General features: G+C 65.4%; 9 protein-coding genes. 3 read left to right on the forward strand and 6 right to left on the reverse strand.

Features of this window, described 5'->3' with window-relative positions; all coding sequences use genetic code 11:
- Nucleotides 1-87: 87 nt before the first annotated feature.
- From ACTJK4_RS10020 to ACTJK4_RS10035, 4 genes are all read right to left on the reverse strand, one after another.
- Nucleotides 88-1,665 carry an efflux transporter outer membrane subunit gene (locus tag ACTJK4_RS10020; protein ID WP_440817828.1) on the reverse strand — a complete coding sequence of 526 codons (1,578 nt, stop codon included), beginning with the start codon at nucleotides 1,663-1,665 and terminating at the stop codon, nucleotides 88-90.
- 25 nt (nucleotides 1,666-1,690) lie between these two features.
- Nucleotides 1,691-4,897, reverse strand: coding sequence for an efflux RND transporter permease subunit (locus tag ACTJK4_RS10025; protein ID WP_414562007.1), 3,207 nt, complete (start codon nucleotides 4,895-4,897; stop codon nucleotides 1,691-1,693).
- A 29-nt stretch (nucleotides 4,898-4,926) separates the two neighbouring features.
- Nucleotides 4,927-6,237 (reverse strand): efflux RND transporter periplasmic adaptor subunit, encoded by a 1,311-nt coding sequence (locus tag ACTJK4_RS10030; protein ID WP_316879476.1) that lies wholly within the window; start codon nucleotides 6,235-6,237, stop codon nucleotides 4,927-4,929.
- 115 nt (nucleotides 6,238-6,352) lie between these two features.
- Nucleotides 6,353-7,450, reverse strand: a complete 1,098-nt coding sequence (locus ACTJK4_RS10035; RefSeq protein WP_316870840.1) for an alpha/beta hydrolase — start codon at nucleotides 7,448-7,450, stop codon at nucleotides 6,353-6,355.
- Nucleotides 7,451-7,796: 346 nt separating this feature from the next.
- Between ACTJK4_RS10035 and ACTJK4_RS10040 the strand changes: the two genes are divergently transcribed.
- From ACTJK4_RS10040 to ACTJK4_RS10050, 3 genes are all read left to right on the forward strand, one after another.
- A complete protein-coding gene (locus ACTJK4_RS10040; protein ID WP_232039721.1) occupies nucleotides 7,797-8,741 on the forward strand; it encodes a LysR family transcriptional regulator in 945 nt (314 codons plus the stop codon).
- Between the two features lie 97 nt (nucleotides 8,742-8,838).
- Nucleotides 8,839-9,168, forward strand: coding sequence for a hypothetical protein (locus ACTJK4_RS10045; RefSeq protein WP_232039720.1), 330 nt, complete (start codon nucleotides 8,839-8,841; stop codon nucleotides 9,166-9,168).
- A 148-nt stretch (nucleotides 9,169-9,316) separates the two neighbouring features.
- On the forward strand, nucleotides 9,317-10,093 hold the full coding sequence (locus ACTJK4_RS10050; RefSeq protein ID WP_414562012.1) for a Mut7-C RNAse domain-containing protein: 777 nt from the start codon (nucleotides 9,317-9,319) through the stop codon (nucleotides 10,091-10,093).
- On the opposite strand, the gene otsA is transcribed toward ACTJK4_RS10050, so the two are convergent.
- Nucleotides 10,094-11,524 (reverse strand): alpha,alpha-trehalose-phosphate synthase (UDP-forming), encoded by a 1,431-nt coding sequence (otsA, locus tag ACTJK4_RS10055; protein ID WP_232039718.1) that lies wholly within the window; start codon nucleotides 11,522-11,524, stop codon nucleotides 10,094-10,096.
- Nucleotides 11,521-12,321 (reverse strand): trehalose-phosphatase, encoded by an 801-nt coding sequence (gene otsB, locus ACTJK4_RS10060; protein WP_440817831.1) that lies wholly within the window; start codon nucleotides 12,319-12,321, stop codon nucleotides 11,521-11,523. The genes otsA and otsB overlap by 4 nt, the downstream gene beginning before the upstream one ends.
- Nucleotides 12,322-12,341: the final 20 nt, after the last annotated feature.

The raw sequence follows: 12,341 nt of genomic DNA on the forward strand, positions 1-12,341 counted from the left end.
GACTGTGGATCGCAGGCAGTCCGCGGCAAAAAAAACGCGGCCGAAGCCGCGCAGATCTCGCTTTCCAGAGAGAGAGGAGAGAAATTCTTACTGCTGTGCCACCGTTGCGGGCTTGGCCGCATTGGCTGCATTGGCTGCGTTAGGCTGTACCGCCGGCGGCAGATCCCCCCACCCACCGCCCAATGCCTTGATGAGCCCCACCGTGGAGTTCACGCGGCTGCCGGCCAGTTGCACGCCGATGCGTTCGGCGGACAGCATGTTGCGCTCGGCATCGATCACGTCCAGGTAGTTAACCGAGCCCGCGTTGTAGCGCGTGCGGGACAGCTGCGCGGCGCGCGTGGAGGCGCGCACGGCGTCGTCCTGGGCCTTGGCCTGATCGGCCAGCAGGCGCAGTTCCGAGAGGTTGTCTTCCACCTCACGGAAGGCGACGAGCACGCTTTCGCGGTAGTTGGCAACGTTCTCTTCATACGCGGCACGCGCCTGCTTCACGCCGGCGCTGCGGGCGCCACCGTCGAAGATGGGCAGCGACAGCGCAGTGCCGACCAGCGGCCCGAGAATCCACGTGCGGCTGCCCCATTTGAGCAGGTCGCCGATGTCGTGCGACTCGTAGCCGAAGCCGCCCGTGAGTTGCAGTTGCGGGAAGAACGCCGCGCGCGCCACGCCAATGCGCGCGTTGGCCGCAGCCATCGAGCGCTCGGCGGCGGCCACGTCGGGGCGGCGTTCCAGCAGGGCGGACGGCAGCCCGGCCGGTACGCGCACTTCGGCCGATTGCAGCGGGTCTGCGCCCATCGTGAAATCAGCCGGCGCCTTGCCCAGGAGCGTTGCGAGCGCATGTTCCAGCACCGCGCGACGACGTTGTACGCCGATGCGGTCGGAGCGCGCCGTGGCCAGTTCGGCATCGGCGCGGGCGACGTCCAGTTCGCCAATGTCGCCCGTGTTGAAGCGGCGCTGCACCAGCTTGAGCGCCTCTTCACGGCCGACCAGCGTGCGAGCCAGCAACGCCTCTTCCGCATCCAGCGTGCGCAGGCTGAAGTACGTCTGTGCCACGTCGGCCTGCAAGGACAGACGAGCCGCGCGGTACAGCGCTTCGACGCGTTCGGCGTCGGCGCCGGCGGCATCGATGTTGTTGCGCACGCGGCCGAACAGGTCGACCTCATACGCCACCGTGGACTGCGCGCGCCAGTACGTCTTTGGCTGCACGGGCGCGCCGACCGGCAAGCCGGCCGATGCCGCCGAAGCCCGCTGGCGCGTCGGGCCGAAGCCCGCATCCAGTTCCGGGAACAGCGATGCACGGTTGGCCTGCACGAAGGCGCGCGCTTGCGTGACGCGTGCGGCGGCGGCGGCCAGCGTGGGGCTGGCTTCAGCGGCCTGCGCTTCGAGCTTGTCGAGCGTCGGGTCGTTGAAGATCTTCCACCACGCGCCGTCGGCGGGCAGGGCGGGCTCGGCGGTCTTCCACTTGCCTTGCTCGTTTGCGGCCAGCGGTGCATCGGTCGCTTGTGCCGATGGTGCCGCTTCCTTGAAGGCGTTGGGTGTGCCAACGTCCGGCTTCTCGTAGGTCGGGGCGAGCGAGCAGGCCGCGAGGAACAGCGCGGCGGCCAGCGCCAGCGGTGTCCAGCGGCCCGACTGCACGGCCGGACCTGTTTGTTGTTGTGTCGACGCGTTCATAGCGATGTCTTGATGAGTGTTGACCTTAGTGCTGGGTCGACGGCACAGGCAGCGCGCCATCCAGGTCCAGATCACGATCGGGTGCGTCTTCAGAGCGCTGGCCGCGGCGTGCCGCCAGCGTGCGCAGCAGCACGTAGAACACCGGCGTGAGGAACAGGCCGAACAGCGTCACACCCAGCATCCCCGCGAACACGGCCACGCCCATGGCATGGCGCATTTCCGCGCCGGCGCCGGTCGACACCACCAGGGGCACCACGCCCATGATGAAAGCGATCGACGTCATCAGGATCGGGCGCAGACGCAGGCGGCAGGCCTCGATGGCGGCTTCCACGATGGTGCGTCCTTGCAGCTCAAGCTCCCGCGCAAACTCCACGATCAGGATGGCGTTCTTACACGCCAGCCCCACCAGCACCACCAGACCGATCTGCGTGAAGATGTTGTTGTCTCCATGCGAGACCCATACGCCCAGCATGGCGGCAAACAGGCTCATCGGCACGATCAGGATCACGGCCAGCGGCAGCGTCAGGCTTTCGTACTGCGCAGCCAGCACCAGGAACACCAGCAGCACGCAGATCGGGAAGATCCACACGGCCGAGTTGCCGGCCAGGATCTGCTGATACGTCAGATCCGTCCACTCGAAGCGCACGCCCTTGGGCAGCGTTTCATGCGCGATGCGTTCCACCGCCGCCTGTGCCTGGCCCGACGAGAAGCCCGGGGCCGGGCCGCCATTGATGTCGGCCGCGGTGTAGCCGTTGTAGCGCACGACCATGTCCGGCCCGAAGCCTTGCGACACACGCAGCAGCGACGACAGCGGAACCATCTCGCCTGCGGTGTTGCGCGTCTTCAACTGCAGGATGTCTTCTGCATGGGCGCGGAACGGCGCGTCTGCCTGCACCTTCACCTGATACGTGCGGCCGAAGCGGTTGAAGTCGTTCACGTACAGCGAGCCCAGGTATACCTGCATGGTGTCGAACACATCCGTGACCGGCACGCCAAGCTGCTTGGCCTTCACGCGGTCAAGGTCGGCATTCAACTGCGGGACGTTGATCTGGTAGCTCGAGAACGACGGGCCCAGCTCAGGCGTCTTGCGTGCCTTGGCCATGAAGGCCTGCGTGGCGGCAAAGAGCTGCTCGTAGCCGACCGAGCCGCGGTCTTCCAGTTGCAGCTTGAAGCCACCCACCGTGCCGAGGCCCTGCACCGGCGGCGGCGGGAACACGGCAATGAAGGCGTCCTTGATCGCACCGTACTGCTGGTTCAGCTGCCCCGCGATGGCGCCGCCCGACAGGTTGGGCGCCTTGCGCTCGTCAAACGGCTTGAGCGTGACGAACACGATGCCGGCGCTCGGACTGTTGGTGAAGCCGTTGATCGACAGGCCCGGGAATGCCACGGCGCTTTCCACGCCGGGGTGCTTGAGGGCGATGTCGGACATGCGGCGGATCACGTCTTCCGTGCGGTCAAGCGAGGCACCGTCCGGCAGTTGCGCGAAGCTCACGAGGTACTGCTTGTCCTGCATCGGCACGAAGCCGCCCGGCACCTTGTTGAACAACAGCGCGGTCGCGCCGATCAGCGCCAGGTAGATGCCCAGCATGACGGCCTTGCGGCCGATCACGCGCGACGTGCTGCGGCCATACGATTCCGACGCGGCACCAAACACGCGGTTGAACGGACGGAAGATCCAGCCCAGGCCCTTGTCCATCGTGCGCGCCAGCCAATCCTTCGGCGCATCGTGGCTCTTGAGCAGCAGGGCGGCCAGCGCCGGCGACAGCGTGAGCGAGTTGAAGGCCGAGATGACGGTCGAGATGGAGATCGTCAGCGCGAACTGCTTGTAGAACTGACCGGTCAGGCCCGTCATGAAGGCCAGCGGCACGAACACGGCAATCAGCGTCAGGGCAATGGCGATGATCGGGCCGCTCACCTCGCGCATGGCCTTGTACGTGGCCTCGCGTGGCGATAACCCTTCGGCGATGTTCCGCTCGACGTTTTCCACCACCACGATGGCATCGTCCACCACGATCCCGATCGCCAGCACCAGCCCGAACAGCGACAGCGCATTGATCGAGAAGCCGAACATCAGCATCAGGCCAAACGTACCGATGATCGACACCGGCACCGCCAGCAGCGGAATGATCGACGCACGCCACGTCTGCAGGAACAGGATCACCACCAGCACCACAAGCGCCACCGCTTCCAGCAGCGTATGCGTGACGGCTTCGATACTGGAGCGGACGAACTGCGTCGGGTCATAGACGATGCGGTAGTCGACGCCTTCGGGAAAGTCTTCCTTCAGCTCGGCCATCGTCTTGCGCACGTCATCCGAAATCTGCAGCGCGTTGGAACCCGGCGCCTGGAAGATCGGAATGGCCACCGCCTGCTTGTTGTCCAGCAGCGAGCGCAAGCCGTATTCCGACGCAGCCAGCTCGATGCGGGCCACGTCACGCAGGTACGTGACGGCGCCATCGGGCGAACTCTTCAGGATGATGTCGCCGAATTCCTGCTCGGTCTTCAAGCGGCCCTGTGCGTTGACGGACAGTTGCAGGTCCGTGCCCGGCACCGACGGCGAGCCGCCGATCACGCCGGCCGCCACCTGCACGTTCTGGTCGCGGATGGCCTTGACCACTTCGTTGGCCGTCAGGCCGCGTTCGGCCACCTTGTTCGGGTCGAGCCATACGCGCATCGAGTAGTCACCCGAGCCGAACAGCTGCACCTGGCCCACGCCGCTGATACGCGCCAAACGATCTTTGACGTTGAGCACCGCGTAGTTGCGCAGGTACGTCATGTCGTAGCGGTCGTTGGGCGACAGCAAGTGCACCACCATCGTCAGGTCGGGGCTGCTCTTGACGGTGGTGACGCCCAGGCGTTGCACCACGTCGGGCAGACGCGGCAGCGCCTGCGACACGCGGTTCTGCACGAGCTGCTGTGCCTTGTCCGGGTCGGTGCCCAGCTTGAAGGTGACCGTCGTGGTCAGGTTGCCGTCGCTGTTGGCCTGCGACTGCATGTAGAGCATGTTCTCGACGCCGTTGATCTGTTCTTCGAGCGGCGAGGCGACGGTCTCGGCAATCACCTTCGGGTTGGCGCCCGGGAACTGCGCGCGCACCACCACCGAAGGCGGCACGACCTCGGGGTACTCCGAGATCGGCAATCGCCAGATCGAGATGATCCCGACCAGCAGGATCAGCGTGGATAACACGCCCGCAAAGATCGGGCGGTCCACGAAAAATTTAGAGAAGTTCATGGCTGTGAGCGATGAGGTTCAGTCGCAAATCAAGCGCGGTCGGCCGGCAGGCGTTGCGCGGTGGCGGCGGTCTTGGCGTTGGCGGCCTTGGCCTCGGCCTTGGCAGCAGGCGCAGCGGGTGCGTCGGCTTTGGCTTCGGTCGGTGCTGCGGGCGCTTCGGGTTGTGCACCGGGCAACACCACGCGCTTGGTGACCAAGCTATCCATGGTGACCGTGTTGGGCGCCACGGCGTCGCCGGGGCGCACGCGCTGGATGCCGTTCACGACGATGCGCTCGCCGGCCTTCAGGCCCGACTTCACAACGCGCAGGCCGTCGATGGAGGCGCCCAGCACCACCGGGCGATAGCTCGTCTTGTTGGCCGCATCCACCACCAGGACGAACTTCTTGTCCTGGTCCGTACCGATGGCCTTGTCGGTGATGAGGATGGCGTCGTGCGGTGCGCCGGTGCTCATGCGCACGCGGGCGTACAGGCCCGGCGTGAGGCGGCCGTCGGCGTTGTCCAGCGTGGCGCGCACGCGGATGGTGCCCGAGCGCACATCCAGGCGGTTGTCGACGGACTGGATCACGCCTTCGCGCGTGTAGCCGTCTTCGTTGGCCAGCCCGATGTAGACCGGCGTCTTCGCGCCCTGCGCCGCCTTGGCGGAGTAGCGCAGGTAGCTTTGTTCATCCGCATCGAACGCCACGTACATCGGCGAGACCGACACCAGCGTCGTCAGCACCGGCGCAGCACCACCGGCGGAGACGACGTTGCCGACGGTGATTTCTGCGCGCGACACGCGGCCCGCGACCGGCGCCACGATGTGCGTGTACTCCAGGTTCAGCTTGGCGGCATCCAGCGCGGCGGCAGCGCCTTGCAGGTTGGCCTGTGCCTCGCGTGCGGCGTTTTCCTTCTCTTCGAACTCGCGGCGTGCGATGGCGTTGTCGGCCACCAGCTTCTGCGCACGGTCCAGCTCCGACGTGGTGTAGGCCACGCGGGATTTGGCGGCCGTCAGCGCGGCTTGCGTGCGGGCCACTTCGGCCGCGTAGGGGCGCGGGTCGATGGTGAACAGCGCGTCGCCCTTCTTGACGATGCTGCCATCTTTGAAGTGGACGGCGGTGACGGTGCCGCTCACCAGCGGGCGGACTTCAACGCGTTGAACGGCTTCGATGCGGCCGGAAAACTCATCCCATTCGGAAACGTTCTTGGCCAGCACCGGTGCCACATCCACCGGCGTGGCGGCAGGCGCGGCGGCCGGCTGCTGCGATGCGCCGGCACTGGAGACCAGACCGTAGGTGCCCACAGCTGCAACGCCGAGCACGGCGGCAACCGAAATGGCGAGTGTGCGTTTGGACAGGCTCATGATGACTCTCTCGATTTTGTTGGGTAAGCAAAGAGAAAAAGACTGGATAAAAGCGCGTTGGCCGCAGCGTAGAAATACGCGGGCGGCCTCGCACTCCGTTTCTTGTTGTATGGGTTCAGCCAGGCGTCTCCCCGGTCGGGTCAATGGAGGTGCGGTCCTTGCGGTCCGCACGCTGACGGCGTTTGCGAGGTGCTGCCGCCTGCCGCGTCATGCCGAGGTGCCAGCGCAGGAAGCACGTCATCTCGTCTTGCGCGACTGCGCTCATGGCAATCGAGTCATGGCAGGCTTCGTTCACACGCACGACCTGTGTGGCCACGCCCGCTTCAATCAGGCACGCGGCATAGCGCTCGGCTTCGGTGCGCAGTAGGTCTTGCGGCGCGGTGAGCAGCAGGGCGGGGGGCAGGCCCTGCAGGCGGCGCGATTCCACCGGCGCGGCGTAGGGGTGCACGCGCTCGGTCGGGCGGGGCAGGTACTGGCGATAGCAATCGGCGCAGACTTCGGCCGAGTTGTCGGCGTCGGCCAGGTGGTCGGGGCGCATGCGCGCCATGGTCGGATCGAGCATCGGCGCGATCAGGACTTGCGCACGCAGATTCGGGCCGCCACGGTCGCGCGCAATCATCGTCAGCGCGGCAGAGAGGTTGCCGCCGGCGTCATGCCCGGCCACCGCGATGCGGCGACGGTCGATGCCCCACGCGTTGGCATGGTCGGCCATGCAGCACAGCGCGGCGTACACATCTTCGGGTGCGGCAGGAAAGGGGGCGGCGGGCGCCAGCGAATAGCCGACCGTGACCACCACCGCCGGCAATGTGGCGGCCAGGTGGCGCGCCGGCGCATCGGCATCATCGATCGAGCCGCGCACGAAACCGCCGCCATGCAGATACAGCACGCCCGGGCGGCGCAGCGGCGCGGCGGCATCGTCGGCATGCGTTTCCGGGCGGAACACGCGCAGGCGGATGCGGCTGGCGTAGCCCTGCGTCCAATAATCTTCGGCCGTGACCTCACGCGGCAACGGCAACGGCACCGCGCCAGCCGTTTCCTTGCACGCAGAAGCTTGCTCAGGCAGCGTCGATGCTGCGCCGCGCAAATTGTTATTCAGTGCAACATTTGCGGGGGCGGGCGTTGCGTACGGTCGTGCTGGACGAACAGCGGCCGATGCCGCATCGCTGGTGAGCGAACGATCCGAAACAACGAGGCGCGGTGGAGAAGAACCCATGATGTCAGGCGGGGCTTACCTTTGCGGATAACCCGGATATCGATGGGCTGAATGATGGTGATTAGACGAACGCGGATAAATGCCTATAATCAGACATCACTATTAGTTGCAGCCGAACAATCAATATTTACGGTTGTGCTACAAAGTGTCCTAGCTCGAGGCCGATCTTGTTGCACTGCGAAAACCCGTAGTCGCCGCCTTCCTGATCGCGCCGCATGCTCTGAGCGCGTGCATGCGCTCGAGCATGAGCATGAGCAGACCCCTTGATTCCACAGGTCCGGCGCATTGCCCGTTTTGATTCGGGCAGTGCGCCCGCCCCGTGGAGTCCGTCCCTAAGGAGCCGCAGATGGATCGCTTGCAGGCCATGCAGGTTTTCACGCGCGTCGTGGAAGCCAGCAGTTTCACCAAGGCTGCCGACAGCCTTCAGTTACCCCGCGCCACGGTGACGAACCTGGTGCAAAGCCTTGAGGCGCATCTCGGCGTGCGCCTGCTGCACCGGACCACGCGCCGTGTGAATGTCACCGCTGACGGCGCTGCGTATTACGAGCGCTGCGTGCGTCTGCTCGGCGATCTGGAAGAGACGGAAGCCGCGTTCTCGCAAAGCGCATCGGGGGCACGCGGCACCTTGCGCATCGACGTGCCTGCGTCGATTGGCAAACGGTTGCTTGTGCCGCGCATTCGCGATTTTCACGAGGCGTACCCCGATCTTCAGCTGGAGATCGGCATGAGCGATCGCACGGTCGACCTCGTGCAGGAGGGTGTGGATTGCGCCGTGCGCGGCGGCGAGTTGCAGGACTCCAGCCTGGTTGCGCGCCGCATCGGCCAGTTGTCGATGGTCAATTGCGCGTCGCCGGAATACCTTGCGCGCTTCGGCACGCCCAAGACGCTGGAAGACCTGCAGGACCACACGGCGGTGAATTACTTCTCTGCGCGCAACGGCCGCCGCATGGATTGGGATTTCGTGATCGACGGGCAGAAGCAAATCCACAAGGTGCGCAGCATGGTGTCGGTCAACGATGCCGAATCGGCGGTGGCTTGCGGCCTGCATGGCCTGGGGCTGCTGCAGACGTCGCGCTTCCTGGTGTACGAGCACCTGATGTCGGGCGCGCTGGTGGAGGTGCTGCCGGACCATATTTCCGAGCCGGTGCCCGTTTCGGTGGTGTATCCGCACAACCGGCACCTGTCGCCCAAGGTGCGGGTGTTCGTGGACTGGGTGGCGACGCTGTTTGCCGACCACCCGTGCCTGCAGCTCAAGGAACATCCGCGGCTGGAGATTGTTAGCGCCGCCTGAACAGTTATTTCTGCAAAGTCGCATTTATCAGACGGGAGCAACGATCTATTCTGCCCTTCAAGCGCAACAACGAGCGCAAACGAACAAGGAACAGATCATGAACTCCCGCCTCTTCTCCGCCTTCTCCCGCCGCGCTCTCCTGGCCATGGTGGCCACCGTGTCGGCTTCCGCCGCGCTGCTGTCGCAGCCCGCAACGGCTTCCATCCAGCCCAACTTCGATGCGCCGGCCGCTACGCAAGCGGGCCGCTTCGATCCGTACACGCAAGGCGCCGACCGCCAGGCCGATACCTACGGCTATCTGTCGTGGAAGAACGATCGCTTTGATCCGTACAGCCAAGGCGCTGATCGCCAGGCTGATACGTATGGCTACCTGTCGTGGAATGGCGATGCGAGCTACCCGAATGGCGGCGCTGCCTCGCGCGCATAAACCGCGCACCAGTTGAATTTCTCCTCCTCCCTGTTTGCGGCGTGACTCTAGCGGTCACGCCGCATTTTTATTCGTCAAGCTCCGGCAGAACGCTTGCAGCGCGGCCGTGTGAGCGCGCCGATGTCGGGTTGGGAGTATCGTGGCAGGCATGCAAACTGTCGTCCTCACGTTCGATTCCAGTCTGACGCCGCTTCTTCCGATGGCGTTGCGCGGGCGTCCCGTTGTGCGCGCCTGGGCAGAGGGCGCCACGCTCAAGCACGCCATCGAGGCGCTTGGCGTGCCGCATACCGAGGTGGGGCAAGTCCTGGTGGATGGCGCACCCACGGGTCTGGAGGCCATGTTGCCCGGCCGTGGGCACGTTGCCGTCTCTGCCGTGGAGCCGCTGTTGCCGACCGCGCCGCTGCACTTTCTGTGCGACGCTCACTTGGGGGCCACGGCTCGGCTGCTGCGCATGGCGGGTTTTGACACCGCCTACGACAACAACTACGCCGACGCGGCCATCGAAGCGCTGGCCCTGGGCGAAGACTGGATCGTGCTCTCGCGTGACCGTGAGCTCCTCAAGCGGCGCGGCATCCGCCGGGGCGCATTCATCCGCGCGAGAGAGCCGCAGGCGCAGATGCGCGAAATCGTGACGCGCCTGCGGCTGGCCGATGTGGCCAGGCCGTTCTCACGCTGTCTTGAATGCAATGTGCCGCTGCGCATGCTGAGCGCCGAAGAGGCTTCCGCTAGCGTGCCGCCTCGCGTGCGCGAGCGCCAGCGCCTGTTTAGCACGTGCGATGTCTGCCGGCGCATCTATTGGCCCGGTTCGCATTGGGCACGCATGAATGCCGTGCTGGCCGACATGCTGTCGCCCCAGCACTGCCATTCCTCAGACTTATCGGAAGCCCCCCAGCGTATGTCGCGCACTGGCAGCGCAGGCGCTTGACTACTGCGACGGCGCGTTGCGCAGATCGGCCACAAACCGCTCGCGCCAGATGGTGAGGTTGGCCGCGCGCAGCCGATCCATCATGTGAGCGTAGCGGGCTTTGCGTTCTTCCAGCGGCATCGTCAATGCGCGGTTCAGCGCCTCGGCCATGCCGCGCGTGTCATACGGGTTGACGATCAATGCGGCATCCAACTCGCGTGCCGCGCCGGCAAAGCGCGACAGCACCAGCACGCCTGGGTCTTCCGGGTCTTGCGCGGCCACGTATTCCTTGGCAACGAGGTTCATGCCATCACGCAGCGGCGTGACATAGCCGATCTGCGAGCTGCGGAAGAGCGCCATCAGCACGCGCCGTTCGTACTGCTTGTTGATGTAGCGGATGGGCGTCCAGTCCAGCTCCGAATGCTTGCCGTTGATCCGCCCCGACTCTGCCTCCAGCCGCTGCCGGATCTGCTGATAGGTCTGCACATCCTGGCGCGACGTTGGTGCTATCTGGATGAAGGTCACGTGGCGGCGATGGTCCGGAAAATCGTCCAGCAACTGCTCGAACGCACGGAAACGCTCGGGCAGCCCCTTGGAATAGTCGAGCCGATCCACGCTCATGATGAGTTTCGTGGGCTGTTGGCCTTGACCTTGTCCCTGACCGGCGATGCGCTCGCCGCGCGGGTTCGCATGCCGCGTGAACGGATTGCGCCGTGCCAGCGACGCCTTGGCCTGCTGCGCAATCTCGTCCGGATGCACGCCGATCGGGTAGACCTCGGCGCGCAGCGTGTGGCCGTAGGCGTGCACGGGGCCGTTCTGTTCCTTCTGTTCGATGTAGCCGCGCGCCTCCCGCTCGATATAGTCGTAGAAGGCCACGCGATCGGTCTCGGTCTGGAAGCCGACCAGATCGTATGAACACAGCGCGCGCATGAGGTCTTCATGCGGCGGAATCGTCGTCAGGATTTCCGGTGATGGAAACGGAATGTGCAGGAAGAATCCGATGCGGTTGGTGAGCCCCAGCGCGCGGCACTCCGCAGCAAATGGAATCAGGTGGTAGTCGTGCACCCAGAGGATGTCATCGGGCTGCACCAGTGCCTTGAGCTGGTGCGCGAACTGCGCATTCACGCGCCGGTAGCCGTGGTACTCCTGGCGCTCGTAACGTGAGAGGTCCACGCGGTAGTGGAAGATCGGCCACAGCGTCGCGTTGGCAAAGCCGCGGTAGTACTGATCGTAGTCCTTGCGGTTCAGGCCGACGGTGGCATAGGTGATGTTGCCCTTGGTGACGATGTTCGGCTCGTGCGAAACAGTGGCAGCGGTTTCGCCGCTCCAGCCGAACCAGATACCGCCGGTTTCGCGCAGCGCATCGAACACACCCACGGCCAGGCCGCCCGCGGTTCCCTGGCCCTCGGTAACGGGCGCAACACGGTTGGAGACAACAACGAGCCGGCTCATGCCGCACCTCGCTTGGCCGGGGCAGTCAGCGTTGCCAGCCATGCACGCAATGCCGCGGCATCTTGCACGCGCCAGCGCGCTTGGCTCGGGCCCGCACCCACCTTGATCGACCAACCATCCAGCGCATTGACGGCATCGAAGGCGCTTTCATCGGTCAGGTCGTCACCGGCAAACAGCACGGTGCGGCCCATGAATGGCGGTTCGGTCATCAGCGTATGCACTACATCGCCTTTGCTGGCGCCGCGCGGCTTGAGTTCGACAACCATCTTGCCGGCCTGCAGGCGCACGTGGTCGGCATAGCGGCGCGCAAGGCGGTCAGCCACCGTCAGCACGGCGTTCTCGGCCTCTGGCGCGTGGCGGTAATGCAGGGCAAAAGCGATGCGCTTGCTCTCCAGCACCACGCCGGAAAACTGTGTCGACAGTTGCGTGAGTTCGGCGCGCAGCTCGCGCTCCAGCCGGGCGAGTGCATCGGCGTCGGTGCTCAATCGCACGAAGCCGCCGTCTGCGTAACGGCGTTCGGCGCCGTGCACGCCGGCGATGACGAGGCCGGGCAGAGACAGGCGGGACTCCACGTCGTCCACCGTGCGCCCGCTGATGATCGCCAATGCGCCGCCGCTTGCGGCGTGCAGCGCGGCCAGCGTTTCACGCAACGGCGCAGAGACATGCACGGCATCGGGCTGCGGCGCGATGTCGACGAGCGTGCCGTCAAAGTCCAGCAGGAAAGCCGTCCGGCCCAGGTCCAGTGAGGGCAGCGGAGCGGCGTTGGCAGAAGACTGAGGAGAGACGTTCTTGGGCAAACCGGTTCTTGTGAATGTGC

It is taken from the genome of Ralstonia sp. 22111 (genome assembly GCF_052045895.1).
GTDB lineage: Bacteria > Pseudomonadota > Gammaproteobacteria > Burkholderiales > Burkholderiaceae > Ralstonia > Ralstonia wenshanensis.

Coding starts and splice junctions, on each gene's coding strand:
- ACTJK4_RS10020 (WP_440817828.1), bottom strand. CDS start 1,665: ATGAACGCGTCGACACAACAACAAACAGGTCCGGCCGTGCAGTCGGGC.
- ACTJK4_RS10025 (WP_414562007.1), bottom strand. CDS start 4,897: ATGAACTTCTCTAAATTTTTCGTGGACCGCCCGATCTTTGCGGGCGTG.
- ACTJK4_RS10030 (WP_316879476.1), bottom strand. CDS start 6,237: ATGAGCCTGTCCAAACGCACACTCGCCATTTCGGTTGCCGCCGTGCTC.
- ACTJK4_RS10035 (WP_316870840.1), bottom strand. CDS start 7,450: ATGGGTTCTTCTCCACCGCGCCTCGTTGTTTCGGATCGTTCGCTCACC.
- ACTJK4_RS10040 (WP_232039721.1), top strand. CDS start 7,797: ATGGATCGCTTGCAGGCCATGCAGGTTTTCACGCGCGTCGTGGAAGCC.
- ACTJK4_RS10045 (WP_232039720.1), top strand. CDS start 8,839: ATGAACTCCCGCCTCTTCTCCGCCTTCTCCCGCCGCGCTCTCCTGGCC.
- ACTJK4_RS10050 (WP_414562012.1), top strand. CDS start 9,317: ATGCAAACTGTCGTCCTCACGTTCGATTCCAGTCTGACGCCGCTTCTT.
- otsA (WP_232039718.1), bottom strand. CDS start 11,524: ATGAGCCGGCTCGTTGTTGTCTCCAACCGTGTTGCGCCCGTTACCGAG.